This window comes from Mesorhizobium sp. LSJC269B00, from assembly GCF_000502815.1.
Taxonomy (GTDB): Bacteria; Pseudomonadota; Alphaproteobacteria; order Rhizobiales; family Rhizobiaceae; genus Mesorhizobium.
Genome location: NZ_AYVN01000004.1, coordinates 449213 through 473378 on the forward strand (window position 1 = coordinate 449213; position 24166 = coordinate 473378).

General features: G+C 63.7%; 21 protein-coding genes, 1 other RNA gene and 1 pseudogene. 11 read left to right on the plus strand and 12 right to left on the minus strand.

Annotation, left to right across the window (positions count from 1 at the left end; genetic code table 11):
• Positions 1–17: 17 nt before the first annotated feature.
• The 3 genes from X771_RS151955 (at position 18) to X771_RS151945 (ending at position 2951) form a co-directional block, all read left to right on the plus strand.
• A complete protein-coding gene (locus X771_RS151955) occupies positions 18–1031 on the plus strand; it encodes a substrate-binding domain-containing protein (protein WP_023682113.1) in 1014 nt (337 codons plus the stop codon).
• A gap of 85 nt (positions 1032–1116) precedes the next feature.
• A complete protein-coding gene (locus tag X771_RS151950; RefSeq protein ID WP_023688054.1) occupies positions 1117–1914 on the plus strand; it encodes an ATP-binding cassette domain-containing protein in 798 nt (265 codons plus the stop codon).
• The gene (locus X771_RS151945; protein ID WP_023682111.1) at positions 1911–2951 is read left to right on the plus strand and encodes an ABC transporter permease; all 1041 of its coding nucleotides are present in this window, start codon (positions 1911–1913) and stop codon (positions 2949–2951) included. Before X771_RS151950 ends, X771_RS151945 begins: the two co-directional genes overlap by 4 nt.
• Before the next feature lie 317 nt (positions 2952–3268).
• Here the strand turns inward: X771_RS151945 and X771_RS151940 are convergent, their stop codons facing one another.
• Positions 3269–6001 (minus strand): UvrD-helicase domain-containing protein, encoded by a 2733-nt coding sequence (locus tag X771_RS151940; protein ID WP_023688055.1) that lies wholly within the window; start codon positions 5999–6001, stop codon positions 3269–3271.
• Between the two features lie 284 nt (positions 6002–6285).
• On the opposite strand from X771_RS151940, the gene X771_RS151935 reads away from it, so the two are divergent.
• Positions 6286–8598, plus strand: a complete 2313-nt coding sequence (locus tag X771_RS151935; protein ID WP_023682110.1) for a glucose/quinate/shikimate family membrane-bound PQQ-dependent dehydrogenase — start codon at positions 6286–6288, stop codon at positions 8596–8598.
• A 12-nt stretch (positions 8599–8610) separates the two neighbouring features.
• Here the strand turns inward: X771_RS151935 and X771_RS1000000168105 are convergent, their stop codons facing one another.
• Complete coding sequence (locus X771_RS1000000168105) at positions 8611–9111, minus strand: hypothetical protein (protein WP_155923825.1); 501 nt, start codon at positions 9109–9111, stop codon at positions 8611–8613.
• A gap of 135 nt (positions 9112–9246) precedes the next feature.
• Between X771_RS1000000168105 and X771_RS151930 the strand changes: the two genes are divergently transcribed.
• Positions 9247–10152: a dienelactone hydrolase family protein gene (locus tag X771_RS151930; protein WP_023682108.1), complete on the plus strand. Its 906-nt coding sequence runs from the start codon at positions 9247–9249 to the stop codon at positions 10150–10152.
• Between the two features lie 3 nt (positions 10153–10155).
• On the opposite strand, the gene X771_RS151925 is transcribed toward X771_RS151930, so the two are convergent.
• The 5 genes from X771_RS151925 to X771_RS151910 form a co-directional block, all read right to left on the minus strand.
• Positions 10156–10605 carry a response regulator gene (locus X771_RS151925; RefSeq protein WP_023668313.1) on the minus strand — a complete coding sequence of 150 codons (450 nt, stop codon included), beginning with the start codon at positions 10603–10605 and terminating at the stop codon, positions 10156–10158.
• Positions 10602–11750, minus strand: a complete 1149-nt coding sequence (locus tag X771_RS151920) for a histidine kinase dimerization/phosphoacceptor domain -containing protein (protein ID WP_023682107.1) — start codon at positions 11748–11750, stop codon at positions 10602–10604. The genes X771_RS151925 and X771_RS151920 overlap by 4 nt, the downstream gene beginning before the upstream one ends.
• Before the next feature lie 55 nt (positions 11751–11805).
• On the minus strand, positions 11806–12024 hold the full coding sequence (locus tag X771_RS1000000168110; RefSeq protein WP_155929625.1) for a hypothetical protein: 219 nt from the start codon (positions 12022–12024) through the stop codon (positions 11806–11808).
• On the minus strand, positions 12011–12208 hold the full coding sequence (locus X771_RS151915) for a hypothetical protein (protein WP_013531006.1): 198 nt from the start codon (positions 12206–12208) through the stop codon (positions 12011–12013). Before X771_RS151915 ends, X771_RS1000000168110 begins: the two co-directional genes overlap by 14 nt.
• A 146-nt stretch (positions 12209–12354) precedes the next feature.
• Entirely contained in the window at positions 12355–12840 is a 486-nt protein-coding gene (locus tag X771_RS151910) for a thioesterase family protein (RefSeq protein ID WP_023688057.1), read from the minus strand.
• Positions 12841–12942: 102 nt separating this feature from the next.
• Between X771_RS151910 and X771_RS151905 the strand changes: the two genes are divergently transcribed.
• The 4 genes and pseudogenes from X771_RS151905 to X771_RS151895 all read left to right on the plus strand — a co-directional run.
• Positions 12943–14352, plus strand: a complete 1410-nt coding sequence (locus X771_RS151905; protein ID WP_023667426.1) for an FAD-linked oxidase C-terminal domain-containing protein — start codon at positions 12943–12945, stop codon at positions 14350–14352.
• 20 nt (positions 14353–14372) lie between these two features.
• The gene (locus X771_RS16335; RefSeq protein ID WP_023667425.1) at positions 14373–14852 is read left to right on the plus strand and encodes a hypothetical protein; all 480 of its coding nucleotides are present in this window, start codon (positions 14373–14375) and stop codon (positions 14850–14852) included.
• A 157-nt stretch (positions 14853–15009) separates the two neighbouring features.
• On the plus strand, positions 15010–18963 hold the full coding sequence (locus X771_RS151900; protein WP_023688058.1) for an AsmA family protein: 3954 nt from the start codon (positions 15010–15012) through the stop codon (positions 18961–18963).
• Positions 18964–19124: 161 nt separating this feature from the next.
• Positions 19125–19760: pseudogene (locus X771_RS151895) on the plus strand (CBS domain-containing protein); the annotation flags it as partial.
• Here X771_RS151895 and X771_RS151890 read toward each other — a convergent pair.
• The 4 genes from X771_RS151890 to X771_RS151875 all read right to left on the minus strand — a co-directional run bounded on the left by X771_RS151890 (position 19757) and on the right by X771_RS151875 (position 21570).
• The gene (locus X771_RS151890) at positions 19757–19984 is read right to left on the minus strand and encodes a ribbon-helix-helix domain-containing protein (protein WP_023688060.1); all 228 of its coding nucleotides are present in this window, start codon (positions 19982–19984) and stop codon (positions 19757–19759) included. The pseudogene X771_RS151895 and the gene X771_RS151890 sit on opposite strands and share 4 nt — an antisense overlap.
• A 13-nt stretch (positions 19985–19997) precedes the next feature.
• On the minus strand, positions 19998–20192 hold the full coding sequence (locus X771_RS151885; RefSeq protein WP_023688061.1) for a DUF4169 family protein: 195 nt from the start codon (positions 20190–20192) through the stop codon (positions 19998–20000).
• Positions 20193–20210: 18 nt separating this feature from the next.
• Positions 20211–20756, minus strand: a complete 546-nt coding sequence (locus X771_RS151880; RefSeq protein WP_023688062.1) for an SspB family protein — start codon at positions 20754–20756, stop codon at positions 20211–20213.
• 130 nt (positions 20757–20886) lie between these two features.
• Complete coding sequence (locus X771_RS151875; RefSeq protein ID WP_023688063.1) at positions 20887–21570, minus strand: TetR/AcrR family transcriptional regulator; 684 nt, start codon at positions 21568–21570, stop codon at positions 20887–20889.
• Positions 21571–21758: 188 nt separating this feature from the next.
• On the opposite strand from X771_RS151875, the gene X771_RS151870 reads away from it, so the two are divergent.
• Positions 21759–22964 carry a multidrug effflux MFS transporter gene (locus X771_RS151870; protein WP_023667417.1) on the plus strand — a complete coding sequence of 402 codons (1206 nt, stop codon included), beginning with the start codon at positions 21759–21761 and terminating at the stop codon, positions 22962–22964.
• Positions 22965–23176: 212 nt separating this feature from the next.
• Here X771_RS151870 and ssrA read toward each other — a convergent pair.
• Positions 23177–23535, minus strand: a transfer-messenger RNA (tmRNA) gene (gene ssrA / locus X771_RS1000000166765).
• A 168-nt stretch (positions 23536–23703) separates the two neighbouring features.
• On the opposite strand from ssrA, the gene X771_RS151865 reads away from it, so the two are divergent.
• A complete protein-coding gene (locus X771_RS151865) occupies positions 23704–24015 on the plus strand; it encodes a DUF2853 family protein (protein WP_023668323.1) in 312 nt (103 codons plus the stop codon).
• The last annotated feature ends 151 nt before the right edge of the window (positions 24016–24166 follow it).

Here is a 24166-nt window from a genome sequence, read left to right on the forward strand (position 1 = left end):
AAAAGGGAGGAACGTGCATGAGCATCGCAATGAGAACGACACTTCTGCGCTCGACCGTCGTGGCCGCCGCCACGGCGCTGTGCGCTGCCATCTCCACTCTGCCGGCGCAGGCGCTCGACGCCCAGTGGTGCAAGGATGTCCACATCCGCTTTTTCGTCGGCGGCGCCGAGGGCGACGCTTTCGGCACCATCGTCTACAATGGCGCCAAGCAGGCGGCGTCCGATCTCGGACCCAAGGTCGACTACATCTTCTCGCAGTGGGACGTCGAGAAGATGGTTCAGCAATTGCGCGAGGCCGTCGCCGTGAAGCCCAACGGCATTGCCATGATGGGCCATCCCGGCGACGCCGCGATCATGCCGCTGGCCGAACAGGCGCACAAGGACGGCATCAAGATGATGTACCAGAACGTGCCGGTGCCGACGGTGGTGGCTGCGTTCGGCGGCGGCTATGTCGGCGCCCAGCAGGAGCAGCAGGGCCGCGCGCTCGGCGTCGAAGCGTTCAAGCTCGGCAATCTCAAGTCCGGCGACAAGGCGATCATGATCGGCCCGTTCGAGAACGAGGCCCGCGGCGCGCGCGAGCGCGGCACGGTGGCAGCACTCAAGGAAGCCGGCGTCGAGGTCATCCAGCTGTCGTCGCCGCCGAGCGGCGAATGGGCGTCCGACCCCAATCTGGCGATACCGGTGATCACCGCGGCCCTGCTCAACAATCCCGACGTCAAGGCGGTCGGCTATCCCGGCGGCCAGATGCTGGGCAACGTCGCCACCTACATGCAGGCGGCGGGGCGCAAGCCGGGCGACATCTTCAATTTCGGCTTCGACACCAGCCCGCAGATCGTCGAGGCGTTCAAGGGCGGCTGGGTGCAGCTGACGGCCGATCAGCAGCCGTTTCTGCAAGGCTATCTGCCGATCCTCAGCCTTTGCCAGCAGGTGGTGCTGGGCCTGGCGCCGATGAATGTCGACACTGGCGCCGGCTTCGTCACGCCGCAGAATTACGAGATCGTCGCCGAGCTCGCCAAGCAGGCGCTGCGCTGACCTCCCAAACTGCCGGCTGGGCGCAAGCCCGGCCGGCAGGACCGCCGGCACCAGGCCGGATGATACCACAGGAGCGAGGATCGCCATGGCCGAACGCATCATCGAACTGCGCGACATCAGCAAATCCTACGGCCAGGTCTATGCGCTGGGCGGGGTCAATCTCTCGGTCGCCCGCGGCGAGGTGGTTGGCTTGATCGGCGACAATGGCGCCGGCAAATCGACGCTGATCAAGATCCTGTCGGGCGTCGTCAAGCCGACCAGCGGCGAGATCCTGGTGCGCGGCAAGCCGGTGACCGGCTGGAGTGCGGCACGCTCGCGCGACGCCGGCATCGAGACGGTGTTCCAGGACCGGGCGCTGGCCGTGCAGCAGACCATCGTGCGCAACATCTTCATGGGCCGCGAACTCACCGGCTTCATGGGCTTTCTGAAGGTCAATAAAGAGATAGAGGAGGCGAGCCGGCTGATGCGCGAGATCGGCTTTACCTCGAAGGTGTTCACGCCGCATTCGATCGTCGGCCAGCTCTCCGGCGGCGAACGCCAGGGCGTGGCGATCGCGCGCGCCATCTACAAGCAGGCCGAGCTGATCATCCTCGACGAGCCGACGACGGCGCTGTCGCTGACCGAGACCGCCAAGGTCTTCCATTTCGTGCGCCAGGTGCGGGCGAGCGGCCGTTCGATCCTGTTCATCGGCCACAACATCCACCATGTCTTCGACATCGCCGACCGCTTCGTGGTGATTGACCGCGGCAAGGTGGCGCTGACCGCCGATCGCACCGAGGTCAAGTCGGCCGAAGAGCTGATCAATTTCATGGAAGACGTTGCGCATCCCGGAGGATTGCCGGGGCTGCACGAGGCCGGCGACGCGGAGAGGGCAGCACGATGAGCAAGACCATGGAACCCGATCTGCAGAGCCCGCTCGGCGGCAAGGCGGCCCGGCCTGAGTGGAAGCACCCGTCCGACCATTGGCTGCGCGGTTTCGTCATCGACAACCGCGCAGCGCTCGGCACGCTCGCCGTGTTCATCATCATGATGGCGGCGTTCCTGATCGCCAACCCGACCGTGTTCACCACCTGGTATCTCTACAGATCCGTGCTGACCACGCTGCCGGTTGCCCTGTTCGTGGTGGTGCCGCTGGTCTTCGTCGTCACCTGCGGCGAGATCGACCTGTCGTTTCCCGCAACCATGGGCTTTGCCTCCTGGGTGTTCGCGCTGGTGGTGCAGGCCGGCTACGATCCGTTTCTCGGCATCGCAGCGGCGATTCTCACCGGCACGCTGCTCGGCTTTCTCGTCGGATCCCTGGTCGTTTATGGCGGGCTGTCGTCGCTGATCGCCACCCTCGGCATGAATTTCCTGCTGCGGGGACTGATCCAGATCATCAACGAGGGCAGATCGACGGCATTGACCGGTCTCAGCGACAGCTGGGCGTACACCATCTTCTCCGGTCAGGTGTGGGGTTTTCCGGTACAGGTCTTATGGGCACTCGCCTTCGTCATTTTTTCGGCAATGCTCTACAACCGGCACCGCTTCGGCGCGCAGGTGAGGGTCGTCGGCGACAACCCCGACAGCGCCCAGCAAATGGGCATCGACGTCAAGCGTGTGCGGGTGAAAGTGTTCATCTTCACCGGCATCGGGGCCGCGATCGCCGGCACGTTTTCGGTGATGATCAACTTCACCTGGTGGCCGACCGCGGGCGACGGCTATCTCTTGCCGGTGCTGGCTTCGGTGTTCGTCGGCGGCACGCCGACCTGGGGCGGCATCGGTACGGTTGCCGGTGGAGCGATCGGCGCGGTCACCGTGTCGTTCATCCAGACCGGCGTCGTGGCGGCGGGCCTGAGCGGCTTCTACGTCCAGTTCTTCAACGGGCTGATCATCATCCTGTCGCTGCTGGGGCACAAGTGGAACCAGGCGCGGTACAGGTGAGGGGCGGGCTAAATTGACGGGGACGCTCATGTTGCGGACCGCATGCCCCGACGACTGGGCAGACGCCGTCGCTTCGTCATTCTAGGGCGGAGCAGGAGCGAAGCTCCGTCGCGTAGACCCTGGAATCCATTCCGCGACCTTGGCGTGCAGCTGCGCAGGATTCCGCACCGTGGCAACGCGTTGAAGACGCGGGATGGATCCTCGGGTCTACGCTGCGTCGCTACGCTCCTTGCTCCGCCCGTGGATGACGATGCGGGGAGGGCTCCGCCAGACTACAACAATGTGGTCGCTTGTAGGACAACAGGACAAGCGGGCGCTCACACCGCCGCCACAAACCCGTCCAGCACGCGTTTCTGGCCGGCCTTGTCGAAGTCGATGGTCAGCTTGTTGCCTTCGATGTTGGAGATGTTGCCGTTGCCGAATTTCTGGTGGAAGACGCGGTCGCCGACGCTGAAGGGCGACGGCGTGTCGGCGACGGATTTGGCGACCAGTTCGCCATCGATGGTGCGGCCTTTGACCGAGGTGCGGCCGGCGCCGTAGCCGCTGTCGGTCTCGCCATAGCCGATGCGCTCGACCTGGTGGCCGGAGCGCGAGCCCCAGTTGCGGTCGGTGGCCTCGGTGCGGTTGGCCTGCGCGCGCTGCCAGCCGGGCGTCGCATAGGTGTTGGAGAAGGCGCCGGATTTTTCCGCGCCGACATTGTCGAAGCGCGAGGCGCCGTAGGGGTTCTGCCGCCCTGCGCCCTGGCCGCCACGGCCCGACGCGAACGAACCGCCGCCATAGGAATTGCCGTAGCCGCCATAGGAGTTGCCGCTTTCGGCGACCTCGACATGGGCTTCCGGCAGTTCGTCCAGAAAGCGCGACGGGATGGTCGACTGCCACAGGCCGTGGATGCGGCGGTTGGAGACGAACCACAGATGCAGGTTCTTCTTGGCCCGGGTCAGGCCGACATAGGCGAGACGGCGCTCTTCCTCCAGGCCGGAGCGGCCGCCTTCGTCCAGCGCGCGCTGGTGCGGAAACAGGCCTTCCTCCCAGCCGGGCAGGAAAACCGTCTCGAATTCGAGGCCCTTGGCCGAATGCAGGGTCATGATGTTGACGGCATCCAACTCGGCATTCTGCTCGGCGTCCATGACCAGGGCGACATGTTCGAGGAAGGAGCGCAGCGATTCGTACTCCTCCATCGAGCGGATCAGCTCTTTCAGGTTTTCCAGCCGGCCCGGCGCCTCGACCGAACGGTCGTTCTTCCACATGTCGGTGTAGCCGCTCTCCTCCAGAATGGTCTCGGCGAGTTCGGTGTGCGGCGTGGTTTCAAGCGCCTTCTGCCAGCGCTCGAAATTGGCCGCCACTTCGCGCAAGGCCGCGCGCGGTTTCGGCTTCAGCTCGTCGCTTTCCGCAAGCTTGGCGGCTGCCTCCAGCATCGGGATGCGCAAGCTCCGCGCCGTGTCGTGGATCTGGCGGATGGTGGCTTCACCCAGGCCGCGCTTGGGGACATTGACGATGCGCTCGAAGGCGAGGTCGTCGGCGCCCTGCGCGACGACGCGGAAGAAGGCCAGCGCATCGCGGATTTCCATGCGCTCATAAAAACGCGGGCCGCCGATGACGCGGTAATTGAGGCCGAGCGTGACGAAGCGGTCTTCGAATTCGCGCATCTGGAAGGAGGCGCGGACCAGGATGGCCATGTCGTTCAGCTTGTGCTTGGCACGCTGGTAGGTCTCGATGGTTTCGCCGACGGCGCGGGCTTCCTCCTCGGAATCCCAAGCGGCGTGAACATGCACCTTCTCGTCGTCCTCGGCGACCTTCTCGGTGAACAGCGTCTTGCCGAAGCGGCCCTCATTGTGGGCGATGAGGTGCGAGGCAGTGCCGAGGATGTGCGCGGTCGAGCGATAATTGCGCTCCAGACGGATGATGGTGGCGCCGGGAAAATCCTTGTCGAAGCGCAGGATGTTGTCGACCTCGGCGCCACGCCAGCCATAGATCGATTGGTCGTCGTCGCCGACGCAGCAAATATTCACGCTCACGGGCTGTTCCGCGCCTGCCGGCGCGGGCCCTCGCAACGGCTCGGACGCCCGGTCGGGCATGCGGCCTTTGGCCGAGCGCGCTTTACCCTCCCCTGGATGGGGAGGGTCGCCGCGAAGCGGCGGGGAGGGGTGACTGGCGCCGGCGCTGCCACCCCCACTCGCGCCGCTACGCGGCGCGACCTCCCCCATCGAGGGGGAGGTAGGTCTTTGCGCCAGCAGCCGCAGCCACATGTATTGCGCGGTGTTGGTGTCCTGGTACTCGTCGACGAGGATGTATTTGAAGCGCTTGTGGTAGTCCTTCAGCACGTCCGGATTGGCGCGGAAGATGCGGATCGGGTGGCAGAGCAGATCGCCGAAGTCGCAGGCGTTCAGCGTCTTCAGCCGCTCCTGATAGGCCTTGTAGAGTTCCCGGCCCTTGCCGTTGGCGAAGCTGCGCGCGTCGCCCTCGGCAATGTCGGCGGGGCCTTGGCCCTTGTTCTTCCAGCCGTCGATCATCTGCGCGAACTGCTTGGCCGGCCAGCGCTTGTCGTCGAGGCCTTCGGCCTGGATCAGCTGCTTGATCAGCCGTACGACATCGTCGGTGTCGAGGATGGTGAAATCGGATTTGAGCCCGGCCAGCTCAGCGTGGCGGCGCAAGAGCTTGACGCCGATGGAGTGGAAGGTGCCGAGCCACGGCATGCCCTCGACGGCTTCGCCGACGAGATGGCCGATGCGCTGCTTCATCTCGCGCGCGGCCTTGTTGGTGAAGGTCACCGCCAGGATCTGCGAGGGGAAAGCCCTGCCGGTGGCCAGGATATGGGCGATGCGGGTGGTCAGCACGCGGGTCTTGCCGGTGCCGGCGCCGGCCAGCACCAGGACCGGGCCTTCGGTGGTTTCCACCGCCAGCCGCTGCTCGGGGTTGAGGCCGTTGAGATAATCGGGCGCGCTGTTGGGGCCGCTGCGGGCCGCCATGGCGCGCGCAGCTATGCCCGACGGGGCTGCGGGCCGCGCATTGGGTTCGTCAAAAAAGGGCATGTCTTCCGCAAAGCCGGACATCTCCCCCGAATGTAGTGATTCGGGAGCGAAAGACCAGAAGTGTCTACGTTTTGTTCTGGTTTGAAAGTGAGATTCTGGGGCGCAGTGCGAATTTCATCGTCCCGACGCCCGACAATGTCGTGGAGGTGCTGCAGCGTGGGAGCGGAATGAAGTCGAGCGTTTGCTCTCGCCTTATGCTGGCAGGGCCAGCTTGACACACGCGGCCTGGGGGAGAAAGCTGGCGACAGGGCAGGGGCGGCTGCCCGTGAGGCGCTGCAAAGCGCATCAGTCGAAGGAGTATCGTCTTGGCTGTCGTCATCACCTCCCTCATCCTGTTCCTCATCGGCCTCGCACTTGGCGGCGGCGGCGTCTGGCTCGCGATGCTGGGCGGCAGCTGGTACTATGTCGTCACCGGTCTCGCCTTCCTCATCGCCGCATGGCTGCTCTTCCGGCGCAAATCGACGGCGCTCTGGCTCTACGCGGCGATCGTGCTCGGCACGCTGGCCTGGGCGGTGTGGGAAATCGGCTTCGACTGGTGGGAACTCGGACCGCGCGGCGGCATCATCGTGCTTCTGGCGCTGTGGCTGCTGACGCCTTGGGCAAGGCGGGGCCTGATCGGCCCCGACGCGCGCGCGCCGCTCATTCTGGCCGTGCTCGCATCGCTCGCCGTCGCCGGTTATTCGATGACGGCCGATCCCAAGGACATCGCCGGCGACCTCAGCGCCGACAAGGTGACGCCGACTGCCGATCTCGGCGGCAATGTGCCTCCGGGCGAATGGCATTTCTACGGCCGTACGCAATTTGGCCAGCGCTATTCGCCGCTCGACCAGATCACGCCCGACAATGTCGCCAAATTGCAGCCGGCCTGGATCTACCAGACCGGCGACGTGAAAGGGCCGGACGATGTCGGCGAAACCACCTACCAGGTGACGCCGCTGAAGGTGGGCGATGCGCTCTATATCTGCACGCCGCACAATTTCGCCATCGCCATCGATGCCGCCACCGGCAAGGAGAAATGGCGTTTCGATCCCAAGATCAAGCTCGACAAGGACCGCCAGCACCAGACCTGCCGCGGCGTGTCCTATTATGCCGATGCCAAGATCGCCGCCGGCCAGCCTTGCGCGACGCGCGTCTATCTGCCGACCTCGGATGCGCGGCTGATCGCGCTCGACGCCGCCAACGGCCAGGTCTGCCCGTCCTTCGCCGAAGCCGGCACGCTCAATTTGTTGACCAACATGCCGTATCCGAAGTCGGGCTATTATTACTCGACCTCGGCGCCGCTGATTGCGGGCGGCAAGATCATCATCGGCGGCGCGGTCAACGACAATTATTCGACGCAAGAGCCGTCCGGCGTCATCCGGGCCTTCGACGTCGACACCGGCGCCCTGGTGTGGAACTGGGATTCCGGCAATCCGGACCAGACAACGCCGCTGGCGGCAGGCCAGACCTACACCCACAACTCGCCCAACATGTGGTCGACGGCAAGCGCCGACGAGAAGCTCGGCCTGCTCTATGTGCCGCTCGGCAACCAGACGCCGGACCAGCTCGGGATGGGCCGCAGCGCCAATGTCGAGAAGTTTTCCTCCTCGATCACCGCGCTCGATCTGGCCACCGGACAAGTGCGCTGGGTGCGGCAGACCGTGCATCACGACCTCTGGGACATGGATGTGCCGGCACAGCCGACCCTGGTCGACATCACCACCGCTGCCGGCGTCGTTCCGGGCCTGGTTGGACCGACCAAGCAGGGCGACCTCTACGTGCTCGACCGGCGCAGCGGCGAGCCGATCATCCCGATCAAGGAAGTGCCGGCGCCGGGCGGCGCTGTCGAGGGCGATCACACGTCGCCGACGCAGCCGGTCTCGGATCTCTCCTTCAATCCGAGGCCGCTGACCGGCGCCGACATGTGGGGCATCACCATGTTCGACCAGCTGGCCTGCCGGATCGAATTCCAGGGCCTGCGCTACGAGGGCCGCTACACCCCGCCATCGGTGCAGGGGTCGCTGGTCTATCCCGGTAATTTCGGCACATTCAACTGGGGCGGCGTCGCCGTCGATCCGGTGCGGCAGGTGATGTTCGGCATGCCGACCTATCTGGCGTTCAAATCGCAGCTCATTCCGCGCGACCAGGTGCCGCCGCCGGATGAGGGGCGCGGCAGCGAGCAGGGGCTGAACCGCAATGAGGGCGCACCCTATGCGGTGGTGATGGGGCCGTTCCTGTCGCCGCTCGGCGTGCCCTGCCAGGCGCCGCCATGGGGCTATGTGGCGGGAGCGGACCTCAGAACCGGCAAGATCGCCTACAAGCACCGCAACGGCACCGTCTACGACATGACGCCGTTGCCCTTGCCGCTGAAGGTCGGTGTTCCCGGCATTGGCGGGCCGATGATCACCGCCGGCGGCGTCGTCTTCCTGGGCGCGGCGGTCGACGACTATCTGCGCGCCTATGACCTGACATCGGGCAAGCAGCTTTGGCAGGCCAGGCTGCCGGCCGGTGGGCAGTCGACGCCGATGACCTACACCGTCGCCGACGGCCGCCAGTTCGTGGTCATCGTCGCCGGCGGCCATGGCTCGGTCGGCACCAAGCCCGGCGACTATGTGATGGCCTATACGCTGCCGAAGTAGCAGCGATGTGACTTAGGTAAGTGATCGGCCCGGCAGATATTCTGTCGCGCCGCCCCTCATCTGCCTGCCGGCATCTATACGGGGAGAAGTGCCCGGCAGGGCGATGAGGGCAGCAGCAGCCTTGGTCAGCTTGCGTAAGAGATGGCCTTTGAGGCTGGGCACGGAGCCCAGTACTTCATTGGTTAGCTGCGGCCCTGTTTCGGCCTGCTGGATCAGCGTGGTGCCGGCCGACGCCGGTCGACGCGGACCTTCACCATCCGAGCGGCGGCTGCGGCAGCAGCGGAGCGCATTGCCAGCAAGGCAGCAACAGCAAGCACGAGCGCGCTTGCAAGGATCGGAGTAGACAAGGTCATGGCGTTGTTCCTTCTCGTCGGGCTCGCCGCTACGAGCGAGACCATCATCAGCTTCCTTCCATATTGTGGCGGCACCATCGACATTCTCTGAAATGACCAAAATGTGATGGGCGCGTTCGGCGGGGCGGCCGCATCGTTCGATGGCGCAAGCGTCACCCATCCGAGACTGGACCGTGCGAGCTTGCACCCTATCTTGATCCGCGAGTCATCCCGGAGTGACCGCGAGGTCATCCCGGAGTGACCATGAGGTCATCCCGGAGTGACCGTGAGATCATCTCCTAACGAGGAGCACGCCATGACGAAACCCACCGCCGAAGCCGTCAAACCTGCCAAACCTGCCATCACCCAGGCGATGATCGATGCCTATGACGAATACACGCATCTGACGCTCGACCGCCGCCGCTTCATGGAACAGCTGACCAGGCTTGCCGGATCGGGCGCGGCGGCGGCCGCGATCGCGCCGCTGCTTGCGGCGAATTCGGCGCAGGCGGCAATCGTCGCCGACAACGATCCGCGCGTGAAGGCTGAAGATATCACCTATTCCGGCAGCAGCGGTGAGATGAAGGGCTATCTGGTCAGGCCGGCGGACCAGTCCGGCAAGCTCGGCACCGTCATCGTGGTGCATGAGAACAGGGGGCTCAACCCGCATATCAAGGATGTTGCGCGGCGCGTTGCGCTGGAAGGGTTCGTGGCGCTGGCGCCGGATTTCCTGTCGCCGCTCGGCGGCACGCCCGCTGACGAAGACAAGGCGCGCGACATGTTCACCAAGCTCGACGCCAGCCAGGTCACCGCCGATGGCCTGGCGACCATCGCCTATCTCAAGGGCGAGAAGGACGGCAACGGCAAGGTCGGTGCTGTCGGCTTCTGCTGGGGCGGCGGCACGGTCAACAATCTGGCGGTCAACGCGCCCGATCTCGCCGTCGGCGTCGCCTATTACGGCATGCAGCCGAAGGCCGAGGATGTGGCGAAGATCAAGGCGGCGCTGTTGCTGCACTATGCCGGGCTCGACGAGCGCATCGACGCCGGCATCGATGCCTACAAGAAAGCGCTCGACGCCGCCCATGTCGAATACACGCTCTATGTCTATGACGGCGTCAACCATGCCTTCAACAACGACACCTCGGCCGCGCGCTACGACAAGAAGGCAGCCGATCTCGCCTGGGGACGGACGATCGCTTTCCTCAAGGAGAAGCTGGCGTAGGCTTCAGGCCGCCGACGACGCCCATACGCTTTCATAGGCCGGCGACAGCGTAAAACCGGCCGGCAGCACCGAGACCGGGGGCGGGCGCCGCACGCCCTCCTGCAGATAGCGCAACGCCGACACCAGTCCGTTCATCGTGTAGGGCTTGGCGATGACGCCGATCGCGCCGGCGAAATGGTCGGGGATGCGTTTTGGATTGGCGGTCATGAACACCACCATGGAACGGTTACCCTCGCGGATATGCTCGGCAACCTCGACCCCGGTTGGTCCGTCGGCGAGGTGGATATCGACAAAGGCAATATCGGCATCGGCGGTATCAATCATACCTCTTGCTTCGGCCAAGGATGTCGCCCAACCCACAACGCTGTGGCCGGCTTCCTCGACGAGGCTTTCCAGTTCCATCGCCAGCAACGCCTCGTCCTCGACGATCAGGACCTTGAGCGGTTCGTTCATGACAGCTTCCCTTTCTGCTGCGGTTCGTTCGGCATCGAGATGACGACCTTTGTGCCCGGGCCGGCGTCGCGCCATTCGATGTCGGCATGCAACTGCCGGGCAAGCGACTTGATCAGCCGCATGCCGAAGGAAGCATCGCCACTGGCCTCGGCCATGCCGACGCCGTCATCGGAAACCTCGATGTTGAAGTGGCCGTCGGGCTGGCTCATCTTGATGCCGATGCGCCCCGCGGTGGTGCCGTCCGGCTTTGCCTTGAAGGCGTGCTTCAGCGCGTTGGTGACAAGCTCATTGACCATCAAGGCAACAGGCGTGGCTTTTTCGGCCGGAATGACGATGGGTTCGAGGTCCAGCGTCGGCTTGATCTCGGCGCGTCCGGATGCGGTCAGCAGGTCGGTGACCAGATCCCTGGCGAAATCCGAGACATCGAAGCGGCTGACATCCTTTGACTGGTAGAGACGGCGATGCACCGTGCTCAGCGCCTCGATGCGCTCCAGCATGGTGGCCAGCGATCGCTTTGTCGCTTCATCCTTGATTGCCCGGCTTTGCATGATGATCAGCGAGGAGATCATCTGCAGGTTGTTTTTCACCCGATGGTCGACCTCGTGCAGCAGCGTGGTCTGCGCCTCAAGGGCGGCCTCAAGCTCGCGCGTGCGTTCCTTGACAGCCTTTTCAAAACGGTTCTTGTCGGCGGTGATGCGATCCTCCGAGCGCTTGCGATCGGAGACATCGAGCTGTGAGGCAAAGAAGAACAGGAGTTCGCCTTTGTCGTTGGAAACCGGGCTGATGTAGAGCGCATTCCAGAATGTCGAGCCGTCCTTGCGGTAGTTCAACAGATCGATGGCGATATCGGTTCCCGCTGCTATCGCGTCGCGCACGCTAGCCACAGCTGCCTTGTCTGTCTCTGGCCCCTGCAGGAAGCGGCAGTTCTTGCCCATGACCTCGTCGCGCTCGTAGCCGGTCAGGCGCAGGAACGCGTCATTGGCAAAGACGATCGGATTGTCCGCCTGACGGGGATCGGTGATGACCATCGACATGCGGGTGGCGCGGATGGCGGCCGCGAACGGATCGCCCTTGCCGTGCTCGGCATGCAGATTGTCCGTCATGTGCCATGCGTCGGCCGGTTCCCTGGTCCTTTTCCAGTCCATGCTTTCACTCCAAGCCGTTTTTCAGGGGTCACAACGGCTTAGACGTGGAATTGGTTCAATCTTGATCTTCTTGTCGCAGGCAGCCGTTTGCGAAACCGAATCGCCGGTTGCGCAAACTGTCGAAATGAACGGTTTTTGAAGGTTGTCGGATGCAGCCGATTCGCTGAAAGCGGGGCTGGCGCAGACCTTTGGAAATGATCAGGTCGCAATGGTCCGTGGCGGCGCTCGCCGGTGGCGGCTTTCTCAGAACAGCGGAAACATCAGGCGTGGCCACGCTTCATGCGCGCCTGCTTCAGGATGGCGCGCCAGCGGATCATGTCGAAGGGGATAGGCTCGTTGTTGTTGGCGATGTGGAAGATCTCGTTGTTGACGTTCTTCAACGAGCGCCAGAAATCATAGTCGGTGATGCGCGGATCGGCAGCCAGCCTGTCCACCTCGACCTTGATGTCGGTTTTCATGCACGTTCCTCGAACCGCCTGTTGCCCGCCGCCCGCGTCACAACTCGCATGGCACCGTTCTCAAACGGTCAGCTGAGTCGTTCAATGGCCCAAATGGCTTGTTCACGTTAAAACCTTGGTAAGGTTAACGCGGGCGCGGCAGCGCTTCAAGCGGTCCTGCGGCGAATACCGATCGAACGGCCGGCGCGCTCGGGCATCGGCAGTGCAGAATGGGCGGCGCGCATGGCTTTCACCTTGGCCTGCACATCGGCGGGGAAGGGCGCGACTTTCGGCCCGGACATGTCGACATGCAGCGACAGGGTTTCGGAGGTGGCGGCGAGCCAGCCATCGACATGGCGGATTTCCTGGTAGGCCCGCAGCCGCTTGTCGTCGTGATCGATCAGCTGGAAGGATACGACGACCTTGTGTTCGAGGTGCAGTTCCTGGACATAGCAAACATGGACTTCGGCCGTGTAGATGGTCAGGCGCCGCTCTTCGACATAGTCCAGCCCCATGCCCATCGCCTCGAACGCCTCATCCGAGCAGCGGTCGAACAACACGTTGTAATAGGCCATGTTGAGATGGCCGTTGTAGTCGATCCAGTCCTTCTCGATGTCCATCGGTTTGGAAACGAAGGGGGCAGGGATGGGCATGGAAACTTCCTTGTTCTGGTGCTGGACAGAGCGCGGCAGTCGAGACTACGCATCCATAATCGCATAACAAGCGTGGACGCTGGTCCATTCGCGGAGGAATTCATGGCTCTGAGCGACCTCAATCCGGTCGAACGCAACGAGGAAGGCATCGCCGCCGTGCTCGGCATTCTCAAGCAGCAGCTCGGCGAACGCTTCCAGACAGGCGCGGCGATCCGCTCGCAGCATGCGCATACCACCACCTATATTCCGACGCAGGCGCCTGACGGTGTCGCGTTCCCGGAGACGACAGAAGAGGTGCAGGAGATCGTACGTGCCTGCGCCGCGCACCGCGTGCCGGTCATCGCCTTCGGCGTCGGTTCCTCGCTGGAGGGCCACACCAACGCGCCGGGTGGCGGCATCTCGGTCGACACCTCGCGCATGAACCGCATCCTGTCGGTCAACCCCGAGGATCTCGACTGCACGGTCGAGCCTGGCGTAACGCGCGAGGATTTGAATCGGCACCTGCGCGATACCGGCCTGTTCTTCCCCATCGATCCCGGCGCCAATGCTTCGCTCGGCGGCATGGCGGCAACGCGGGCCTCCGGCACCAATGCGGTGCGCTACGGCACGATGCGTGAAAACGTGCTGTCGCTGACGGCCGTCATGGCCGATGGCGAGACGGTGACGACCGGCAAGCGGGCGAAAAAGAGTTCGGCCGGCTACGATCTGACGCGGCTTCTGGTCGGCTCGGAAGGCACGCTCGGCATCATCACCTCGCTGACCTTGAAGCTGCAAGGCATTCCGCAGGCGATCTCCGGCGGCGTCTGCCCGTTTCCAAACCTCGAGGCGGCCTGCAACGCGGTCATCGCGACCATCCAGATGGGCATTCCGGTGGCGCGGATCGAACTGGTCAATGGACTGCAGATGCGGGCGATGAAGAATTACTCGAAGCTCGATTATCCCGAGAGCCCGTGCCTGTTCGTCGAGTTCCACGGCAGCGATGCCGGCGTCGCCGAACAGGCCGAGACCTTCGGTGCCATTGCTGAAGACAATGGCGGCGGGCCATTCCTTTGGACCAGCGTCGCCGAGGAGCGCACGAAACTCTGGAAAGCCAGGCACGATGCTTATTGGGCGTCACTGACGCTACGGCCGGGCGCCAAGGGCCTTTCGACCGATGTCTGCGTGCCGATCTCGCGGCTGGCCGAATGCGTTGCCGAAACCGAGGCCGACATTGCCGAGATGGGCCTGGTTGCGCCGATCGTCGGCCATGCCGGCGACGGCAATTTCCATGTGCTGGTGCTGATGGATGTCAACGACCCCAAAGAGATCGCGCTGGCGGAGAAATTCGTCTCGCGGCTGAACATGCGGGCGATCGCCATGGACGGCACCTGCACCGGCGAACACGGCATCGGCCAGGGCAAGATCGGCTTCCTGCGCCATGAGCTCGGCCATGGTGTCGACATCATGCGCTCCATAAAAAAAGCGCTCGACCCGCAAGACATCATGAACCCGGGCAAGATATTACCTGCATAGCCGAAATGTGAGGAGCGGCAATGGATACCCTGATTATAAGGGCATCGCTTGGCAAGACACTGTTACTGCTGTCGGCCAGCCTCTTCTTTGTCCTGGCCTGCGCTTTCCTGATTTATGTCTCCGAGGACGGCGACACTGCCGGCCTTTGGTGGTGCGTGGCCTTTTTCGGGCTGGTCGCGTTGGTGTTTGCCTGGCAGCTTGTGCGGCCGCAGATTCTGGTGCTGAACGGACAAGGTTTCAGTCTCGGCGGAGGCCTTGTTCGATCGCCCAACCTGGTCCCCTGGAAGAATATCGAAAGCTTCTTCGTCGTCCATCGCCGGCGCAGGATAGGCGATATGATCGGGTACAATTTCGCACCGGGGGTCAAGAAAAGCTCCGTCATGGGCAGCGTGACCAAAAGCCTCGGCGCCGAAGCCGCATTACCGCAGGGCTGGACATTGTCGCCTGAGGAGATGGTGGTGCTGCTGAACGAATATCGCCGACGGGCTATGGCAGGATAGTCTCTTGCGCACAGGCCGGACCGCGGTCAAAGGCGTCCAAAAATCTCTGCTCTTCCAGATACATCAGAGATCAAGCAACTCTGGATGAATTGCCTCTTTATCGACACGCTGATGCGGGTAGAGTGCGGCTGACTTTCAATCAACCCGTTCGGAGCTGATGCTCGCACGCCTGTTCGTGATCTTCGGTGGCTTGTTTGTGCTGGTGCTGGTTGCGGCGCTGGTGGTGCCGTATTTTGTCGATTGGACCGGGTACCGCGCCCAATTCGAGCGCGAGGCGAGCGCCATTCTCGGCCGCAAGGTGACGGTGCAAGGCGACGCCACGGCGCGGCTGTTGCCGTTCCCCTCGGTGACCTTCTCAAACGTCACGGTCGCCGGCGGCCCCGGCGGCCAGCCGGCAATGACCGTCGAGACCTTTTCGATGGACGCGGAACTGGCGCCGTTCCTGCGCGGCGAAGTGCTGATTTTCGACATGCGGCTGGTGCATCCGAAGGCGACGATCGACATCGCCGATAACGGCACGGTCGACTGGGCGATACGGCCGTCCTCGCCCTTCGATCTCAACCAGATCTCGATCGAGAAGCTCACGGTGACGGAGGGAGAAATTGCGCTCCGCCATGCCGCAGGCGGGCGCAGCCATCTGATTTCCGAGATCAATTCGACCATCTCTGCCAAGTCGCTGGCCGGGCCGTGGCGCATGGACGGAACGTTGCTGCTCGACGGACTGCGTTCGACGGTTGCGGCTTCGACCGGCAAGGCCGAAGGCAGCGGCCAGATGCGGCTGAGGCTCAAGGTTGATCCCGATGCCTATCCACTGGTCATCGAAACCGACGGCAATGCAGGCATCGTCAATGGGGCTGCCGTCTATTCCGGCCAGTTCAAGATTTCCGGCAACGACAAGAATTCGGCTACGCTGCGCGGCAGCGATGGTGAGGTTGTCGAGATCAATACGGGCAAGGTCAGCGCCGGCAAGCCCGATCCGGGCTTCCGGCTGAACGGCAAGTTCTCGCTTGATCACCAGAAGCTCGGCGTCGACGAATTCCGCTTCGAGACCGGGCCGCTCGACAATCCCTACACAGCCGACGGCAAGGCTTCGGTCGATCTCGGCCTTAGGCCGAACTTCGCCATCGAGGCCAATGGCGCGCAGGTGCAACTGGACGAGGCGGTGGGCGCTGAGAAGGGCGCCGGCCTGACGCTGGACCAGCGCATTGCCGGGATCGAGCAGGCGCTGCTCGAACTGCCGAAGCCGAGTATCCCCGGCACTGTCGAGGTCAAGCTGCCGGCGGTGGTGGCTGGCGACACCACGGTGCGCGACGTGCATCTCTCGGCCGAGCCGGTCGAGGGCGGCTGGTCGGTGAAATCGCTGGCCGCGACCTTGCCCGGGCGCACGACGCTGGAAGCCAGCGGCATGCTCAGCGTCGAAGATCATTTCGGTTTCAGCGGCTCCATGCTGCTGGCGGTGGCGCAGCCTTCCGGCTTTGCTGCCTGGTTGTCCAAAGATGTCGACGAGGCGATCCGCCGGCTGCCGGCCGCCGGCTTCAAGGCCAAGGTGGACCTGTCGGAGAAGCGCCAGGCGTTCAGCGATCTCGAACTGATCCTCGGCAAGTCGAAGTTCACCGGCCGCATCGATTCCAACCAGCCCGACGACGCCAAGTCCTCGGTGCTGATGCGGCTCGAGGGCGGCGAACTCGATGTCGACGGGCTGACGGCCTTCGCCTCGATCTTCGTCAGCGACAAGGGCGCCAACCGCTTTTCCGACCGCGACCTCGATTTTCAGATCAAGGCAGGGCCGGTCAATGCCGGCGGGCTCACCGCCGACACGGTCGATACCGCGCTCCGGCTCCGCGACGGGCTGCTCGAAATCGACCGGCTGTCGATTGGCGGCCTTGCCGGCGCCTCGATCAGCGCCACCGGCCGGATCAAGGATTTTCCGGCAAGCCCGACCGGCAAGCTCGATGCCTCGGTGGTCGCCGTCGATCTGAAGCCGCTGATCGACATTGCCGCGCAACACTATCCCGACAATCTGATGCTGAAGGGACTGGCTGGCCGCACGGCCGCCTATCCTGAACTGTTCCAGGACGCGCGCGTCGATCTGGTGGCGAGCGCCGCCGACAATGGCGACGGCACGACCGGGCTGGCGGTGAGCGGACAAGGCAAGGCCGGTGGTTCGGCCTTTTCGGCGTCGCTGTCGGGCAAGGGGGCCGTCGGCCAGTTGCTCGACGCGCCGGTGACGCTGACCTTCAACGCCAAAAACCCCGACGCCACGGCGCTGCTGGCGCTCTACGGCCTGCCGGCGCTGCCGCTCGGCATGCTCGGCCAGGCAAGCACCGATATTTCGGCGAAAGGCACGTTTGGCGGCGGCCTGGCGACGAGCTTCAATTTCGCCGCCGATGACTTCAAGGCGACGTTCGACGGCACCGTTGCTCAGACGCCGCAAGGCGCCACCGCCAAGGGCAAGATCGGCCTCGACGCCTCCGACATCGAGCCCTGGCTGATGACGACCGGCGCCGGCCTGCCGGGCATGGGAACGGGCACCTCGACCTCGCTCAGCGCGGATGCCGATTTCGGCAATGGCCTGCTGGTGTTGAGCGGCCTCAGCGGATCCATCAACGAGTCGGAGATTTCGGGCGACGTCAACATCGATGCGAAGCAGGGGCTGCCGCATTTTGCCGGTGCGCTGGCGCTCGACGAACTGGACCTCGACCCGATTGCGGTTGCGCTGTTCGGTGACCAGTCGTTCCTCAGCAGCAACGCGAACTGGCCGACGGCGCCATTCAGCCAGAACTCCAGCCTGCCGTTCAGCGCCGATCTCGATCTGACGACGGCGACGCTTGCCGCCGGACCGCTGGCGACAGCCTATGACGCGTCGCTGTCGTTGAAACTGGACCAGGAAGGCATCCGCGTTTCGGACCTGAAGGCAAAACTGCTCGGCGGCGCGCTCACCGGATTGTTCGAGTTGAAGAACACAGACGGCACGGGGCTGTTCTCCGGCCAGATGAGGCTTGCCGGCGCTGACCTGGCGACCGTGCTGCCGGCTGCCGGCCTGAGTGGCAACGGCGACTTCTCGACAGGGCTGTCGACCAGCGGCAAATCGGTCGACGCGATGATTGCCGCACTCTCCGGCTCGGGCACGGCGGCGCTGAAAGGCCTCACCATTGCCGGCGTCAATCCCGATGCCTTCGGCGCGTTGATTGCCAAGGCTGATGCGATCGGGCGCGACATCGACACAGCAAAGACCGCGGGCTTTGCACCTGAGATCGCTGGCGACGGCAGCTTTGCTGCCGGCGATGCCGACATCGCCTTCACGGTCGCCGGCGGCACGTTGCGGGCACCACCGATCAAATTCGAAAACCAGGCGGCGACGCTGTCTGCCGACATCACGGCCGACCTCAACACCGGCACCGTCGCCACCAAGGGCGCTGTCACCTACAAGCCTGGCGACGAGGCGCTGATCGGCTCCGATCCGACGGTCAATTTCAGCGTCGATGGGCCGTTCGGGGCGCTGAAGAAGCAGTTCGACAGCGAGCCGCTGGCGCAATTTTTGACCCAGCGCGCGCTGGAAAAGGAGCAGCAGCGGGTCGAGGCGATGCAGGCCGCACTGCTCGAGAAGCAGCGGCTGCGGCGCGAGGTGCGCTACTACGCCGCCCTGCAGACCGAGCGCGACAACGCGGCCGAGGAATTGCGCAAGCAGGAGGAAGCGGCACGGCTCAAAGCCGAGGCCGACGCCAAGGCGAAGGCACAGGCCGATGCGAAGGCACAGGCCGAAGCGGATGCGAAGGCCAAGGCGGATGCCGAAGCAAAGGCCAATGCCGATGCGAAAGCGCAGGCAGAGGCTGACGCAAAGGCCAAGGCAGATGCGGACGCGAAAGCCCAGGCCGAAGAGCAGGCTGCCGAAGACGCCGCCAAGGCCGAGGACGAACGGAAGAAGGCCGAACAGGCTCGGATCGCTTCGCAGGAAAAAGCCAGGCTGGAGGCCGAGCGCAAGGCTCAGGAGCAGGCGCCGAAGGTCGACCGCTCACTTCCCGGCGTCAATGACGGTTCGGCCCCGGCGCCGCCGAAGCCCAGGACAAATCCGTTCTCGGTCGATAATTTGCTGAAGTCGCTGGGCAATTAGGCACCCGCATCGCCGACGGCACCGGTCCGCGACTTGCGGACTATTGCTTGTGACGGGTCAGCAGGCGTTCCAGCATCGGTTCGATGCGCTTGAGCTCATCGAGANATCGAGATGCGCGGCGGACAATTCGGCAAGACGGTCTTCGGCGTGTTCGGTCAAGCTTTGCGGTCGAACTCACCGGCAACACCCATGTGCTGGTGCCGTTGATCGCCGCTTGCGCGGCCGCTCACGCGGTCACCGTGCTGTTGATGAAGCGGTCGATCCTGACGGAAAAGATTGCCAGGCGAGGGCATCATCTGGTTCGCGAATATGGTGTCGATCCGTTCGCGCTGACCAGGGTGCGCGAGGTCATGACCGCGCAGGTGGAGAGCGTGCCGGCGACGATGACGCTACATGGCGCAGCCGCCTTCCTGACCGCGCCCCAGACGCGGCATCCGAGCTTTCCCGTCGGCAGCGAAGACGGCCAGGTGCTTGGCGTCATCGATCCGCCGGCGATCCTGCGCTGGAGGCGCGCGGGCAAGCACCGCACCACGACGCTTGGCGAATTGCTTGACGGCGGCAAGCTCACGCTTGCCTATCCGGACGAGTATCTCGAGGGTCTTTCCGACAAGCTGCTGATGGCCAATGTCTCGCATCTGCCGGTTGTCGCGCGCGAGGATGCGCGGCTGGTCGGCTATGTCGGCTGGAAGGATCTGATGCGCGTCCGGTCGAAGAAGGCTGCCGAGGAACGCGATCGCTCGACGCTGCTGGGATTTGGCACCCGCAGCAAGAAACAGGATGCGGTCATAAAGGCCTAAGAAGTTCTGGCGTCGCGCTTGGCCCAGTCCAGCACGTGGAGCCTGAGGGCCGAGGACAGATTGGCATCGCGCGGCCTTGTCTCGTCGATTTCGGCGACCAGGGCAGCAAGCGTCAGCTTGCGCGCGGCGGCGATGGCGACGAGATCGTCATAAAAGGGTTTTTCGAGGGAATAGCTGGTGCGATGGCCGCGGATGGTCACCGAGCGTTTTTCGACCGGGCTCACCGCAGGCCGTCCATCAATCGCCCTGGTCTTCCGGGCGTTCGCGGCGGTGGCCGGCGACGAATTTTTCGGCCTTGTCCGATGTCAGACGGTCACGAGTTCTTTCGGCTTTGGAACGGCCGTGCAGAGCGCGGTTCTCGCCGGCGAGCTTTTCGTTTTCGGTGCGCGCCTTCTGCTTGCGGACCTGGCGAAGGTTGACGATTTCGCCCATGTCGCGCCGACCGTCCCGCTACTTCTTGCGGAAGGCGTCGAGCGACACGACGTCGGCGCCCTTGCCGGCGGCGGCATCGGCCACGGCGGGCTTTTTCTCGACCTCAGTGGCAGCTGCCCTCTTCTCGGCCTTCGGCTTTTTCTCGGAGACGATAGCCAAAGGCTCGGCAGCCGGCTGGGCGGCTGCATCGTCTTCCGCCGGGACGTCGGTCTTGACGTCGAATTCGAGTTCGAAATTGACCGATGGGTCGTAGAAGCCGCGTACGGCCGAGAACGGAATTTCCAGCTTCTCCGGCACGTCGGAGAAGGACAGCCCGACCTCGAAGCCGGTATCGGTCACCTTGAGGTCCCAATACTGGAACTGGATGACGATGGTCATCTGTTCGGGATAGCGCTCGCGCAGCCTGGAGGACACCCGCACGCCCGGCGCGCCGGTCAGGAATGTGATGAAGAAATGATGATTGCCGGGAAGGCCGGTGCGCGCGACTTCGGCCAGGACCTTGCGCATGACGCCGCGCAATGCCTCCTGGGCCAGAATGTCGTAGCGGATGTGGTCGTCGGCCATGTGCTGGTCGGGTTCCGTTGAATCGTCCGCATAGCTGTAATCAAGCTTGAGCGCGGCGTAAACCGGATATAGATCGCTGATGCGCCGAAGCGAAGCCCGTAACGGACGATTTGATCGCCTGCTTTGGCGTTCAGGCGCTGGCCAGCTGTTTTTCCATCGCTGCCGCTGATCTGCGCTTGCCGAAGGCGCGCAGGAATGTGCGCACGCCGTGGGTCGCGGATTGCAGCACTTCGTCTTCCGACGGCATGCCGCCTAGCATGAAGGTGGTCTGCAGTTCGGCGTTGGCTAGCGCCAGAAACTGGCGTGCGGCGACATCCGGATCGTCGACCGCGAGATGGCCGGCATGGGCGAGGCGGGCAAAACGGGCGGCAAGTGCCGGCCAGGTCCGGCCCGGCCCCTGGTCGCGCCATTCGGCGAAGAGCTCGGGATAGCGCTCGCCTTCGGTCTGGATCAGCTTGCGCAGGAAGCGTCCGTCGCGGTTGCAGATGCAGTTCTGATTCATGCGCACGGCAAAGCCGATCAGGTCGGCTTCCAGATCCTTCGGCTGGTCTGGGAAAGAGGCGAAGGTGGCGAAGATGCCGGCATTGCAGCGCTCCGTCAGATCGCGCACCACAGCCATGAAGAGCTTTTCCTTGTCGCGGTGGTGATTGTAGATGGTCTGGCGCGACACGCCGGCCTCCACCGCGATCAGGTCGATATTGGCGCCGGCAAAGCCTTCCCGGCAGAAGACCGAAGCCGCCGCATCGATGATCGACATACGCTTGGCCTCGTGGCCGCGTGGCGGGAAAATGTCAGGAGAAACGGCAAGCTTCATAGAAATCTATATAGAGGTGATTGACGAATTAGACAAGGCTGTCTAAATTTGTGGACACAATAAATGGGGAATTCGCTCCGTAGAGACGAATAATCTCGCTCTGAGCCGTCGGATTTCAACGGGATGGAACGTCCTAGGGTTAGTCGTCGCGTTGGCGGCGCCAACCAGACTTGAAAGAAGCCTTTATCATGAGTCCCAAATTCCTCCGCATCGCGGTCGTGCTCGGCCTGTTGTCCGCTATCGGCCCCTTCGCCATCGACATGTATCTGCCGGCGTTGCCTTCGATCGGCGAAGATCTGCATGCCGGCACCGCCGCCGTTCAGATGAGCCTTTTGATCTTCTTCCTGTCGATGGGCTTCGGCCAGATCGTCGTCGGACCGATCTCCGACATGGTCGGCCGCAAGCTGCCGCTTTACGGCGGCCTCGCGCTGTTCATGGTCGGCGGCATTGGTTCGGCCATGAGCCCAACCATCGAATGGCTGATCGCCTTCCGCTTCCTGCAGGGGCTGGGCGCCAGCGCCGGCATGGCGGTGCCGCGCGCCATCGTGCGCGACCTGCACACCGGCACCGAAGCCGCCAAGCTGATGTCGCTGCTGATGCTGGTGTTTTCGGTGTCGCCGATCCTGGCGCCGCTGACCGGCAGCCAGATCATCGAGAATTTTGGCTGGCGCGCCGTGTTCTGGACGGTGACGGGCGCGGCCCTGCTGGCCACCATTCTGCTGGCGACCTCGCTGAAGGAGACGCGGCCGGCGGAAGAACGCGTCGGTTCCTCGTTCGGAACCGCACTCGCCGGCTATCGCTTCCTCATGGGTGACCGCAATTTCCTCGGCCTGGTGGCGATCGCCGGCTTCGGCATCGCCAGCTTCTTCGTCTACCTCTCGAGTTCGTCCTTCATCCTGATCGACCATTACGGGCTGTCGCCTTCCGTCTACAGCGTGTTCTTCTCGATCAATGCGGTCGCCTTCATCGGCATGTCGCAGCTGACGGGACTGCTGTCGGAGCGCTTCGGGCTGAAGCGCGTCGTCTGGGTGGCGGTGACCGGCTATGCCACGACGATGGTGGTGCTGTTCGCAGTCATGGCGACCGGCGTCGACCGGCTCGATGTGATGGCGGCACTGCTGTTCGTCGGCTACGGCTTCCTCGGCCTGGTCATCCCGACGACGTCGGTGCTGGCCATGGAAGAGCATGGCGAGATCGCCGGCACGGCCTCGGCGCTGATGGGCACGCTGCACTTCGCCATCGGTGCGCTGGCGATGGGCGTCGCCGGCATCTTCTTCGACGGCACGCCGCTGCCCATGGTGGCCGGCATCACGCTCTGCGCCGTAATCTCGTTCACGCTGGCCAAACTGACGCTCGGCCGCTCGCGCGAAGCCGTTGAAGCGCCGGCCGAGTAAGCTGACCGCAATCGACCGGAAAGGCCGGGTCATCCCGGCCTTTTTCACGTCTGGGGTAATCCGGCCCCGGCCAGAACCACGGCCTTCGACCGACGCCAGCGGCAAATTGCACCAGCTCATGGCTCAATTTGGTGTAGGCTTCGCGGCCCATCGTCATGCGAAATCCGGCCAGCGGCAGCCGGCATTGAGCGTACGATATCGAGGAGGGGAGAAGTGGAGGTTTCTGTTGCCAGGTACCTCCGAACCCCGCCTAGAAGTGCGAACCTCTAGGGCTTGATTTGAAGCTATCGCACCGCTTACGCGGCGAGACGTGCTTCCGCATAGTTGTCATTTGCAACTACAGGTTTAGCCCGATGACGGTGGTACCATGCCGGGCAAAAGTACGATCTTTACACCTTCGTCGATCCTATTTCGCCCCCAGCAACAGCCGCTCTGATCACAGAGCGGTTCTTGGTGGAGGCGCCGGGTACCGCCCCCGGGTCCGAACGGCTTATTACATCGCCCATTTATCGCCATAGTCGGTCAAGCCGACAAAACGAATATAGGGGGCGGGCGCACAAAATGAAAGGCCGCAATGACACTTCTTGGCCGCACCAAACTGCGGCGCCGAGGGTTGACTCGCGCGCGGTCTCAACCGAAGCTTTGCGACGGTGAGGAGTATCGACCGAGCGCACAAGTTGCGGCAGCGCGCCACAGCCCTCATCGATCGGATCCCGTGGCGCCGACATGGGGAAATTTGATGGCCGATTATCTCGCAGACGTGAAGAAATACGACGCCGCCGCAAATGCAGATGTGGTTGCCAAGATTGTGAAGCATCTGGGCATTGCGCTGCGCAACCGCGATTCCTCGCTGGTATCCTGCACCGATCCCAAGGAATTGGAGCGCGTCAAGACCAACTGGGTTGCCAAGAAGCTTGGCGTGACCGACGGGGCGAAAGCCGACTCGGCGATCGAGAAGACCTGCAAGGCGTTGGCCGCCGACAGCTCCAAGAGCCGCGTGACTTTCTACTATCTGGTCGCCAAGGATCTGGGCAAGCTCGGCTCGCTCTAACGATCGTACGCCAGTTTGCGAAGACTGGCGCGAGAGGGGTCCGTCGCGTCGGGTTTGAATTCCAGTTCACTGGGCGTCAGCGCTGCCCCTCATCTGGCTGCCGCCATCTTCTCCCCGTGAACGGCCGTGAACGGGGAGAAGGACGCAGCCA

Excerpts from the sequence above, each read along its gene's own strand:
- X771_RS151955 (WP_023682113.1), top strand. The coding sequence starts at position 18 with ATGAGCATCGCAATGAGAACGACACTTCTGCGCTCGACCGTCGTGGCC.
- X771_RS151950 (WP_023688054.1), top strand. The coding sequence starts at position 1,117 with ATGGCCGAACGCATCATCGAACTGCGCGACATCAGCAAATCCTACGGC.
- X771_RS151945 (WP_023682111.1), top strand. The coding sequence starts at position 1,911 with ATGAGCAAGACCATGGAACCCGATCTGCAGAGCCCGCTCGGCGGCAAG.
- X771_RS151940 (WP_023688055.1), bottom strand. The coding sequence starts at position 6,001 with ATGTCCGGCTTTGCGGAAGACATGCCCTTTTTTGACGAACCCAATGCG.
- X771_RS1000000168105 (WP_155923825.1), bottom strand. The coding sequence starts at position 9,111 with ATGGGTGACGCTTGCGCCATCGAACGATGCGGCCGCCCCGCCGAACGC.
- X771_RS151930 (WP_023682108.1), top strand. The coding sequence starts at position 9,247 with ATGACGAAACCCACCGCCGAAGCCGTCAAACCTGCCAAACCTGCCATC.
- X771_RS151925 (WP_023668313.1), bottom strand. The coding sequence starts at position 10,605 with ATGAACGAACCGCTCAAGGTCCTGATCGTCGAGGACGAGGCGTTGCTG.
- X771_RS151920 (WP_023682107.1), bottom strand. The coding sequence starts at position 11,750 with ATGGACTGGAAAAGGACCAGGGAACCGGCCGACGCATGGCACATGACG.
- X771_RS151915 (WP_013531006.1), bottom strand. The coding sequence starts at position 12,208 with ATGAAAACCGACATCAAGGTCGAGGTGGACAGGCTGGCTGCCGATCCG.
- X771_RS151910 (WP_023688057.1), bottom strand. The coding sequence starts at position 12,840 with ATGCCCATCCCTGCCCCCTTCGTTTCCAAACCGATGGACATCGAGAAG.
- X771_RS151905 (WP_023667426.1), top strand. The coding sequence starts at position 12,943 with ATGGCTCTGAGCGACCTCAATCCGGTCGAACGCAACGAGGAAGGCATC.
- X771_RS16335 (WP_023667425.1), top strand. The coding sequence starts at position 14,373 with ATGGATACCCTGATTATAAGGGCATCGCTTGGCAAGACACTGTTACTG.
- X771_RS151900 (WP_023688058.1), top strand. The coding sequence starts at position 15,010 with ATGCTCGCACGCCTGTTCGTGATCTTCGGTGGCTTGTTTGTGCTGGTG.
- X771_RS151885 (WP_023688061.1), bottom strand. The coding sequence starts at position 20,192 with ATGGGCGAAATCGTCAACCTTCGCCAGGTCCGCAAGCAGAAGGCGCGC.
- X771_RS151880 (WP_023688062.1), bottom strand. The coding sequence starts at position 20,756 with ATGGCCGACGACCACATCCGCTACGACATTCTGGCCCAGGAGGCATTG.
- X771_RS151875 (WP_023688063.1), bottom strand. The coding sequence starts at position 21,570 with ATGAAGCTTGCCGTTTCTCCTGACATTTTCCCGCCACGCGGCCACGAG.
- X771_RS151870 (WP_023667417.1), top strand. The coding sequence starts at position 21,759 with ATGAGTCCCAAATTCCTCCGCATCGCGGTCGTGCTCGGCCTGTTGTCC.
- X771_RS151865 (WP_023668323.1), top strand. The coding sequence starts at position 23,704 with ATGGCCGATTATCTCGCAGACGTGAAGAAATACGACGCCGCCGCAAAT.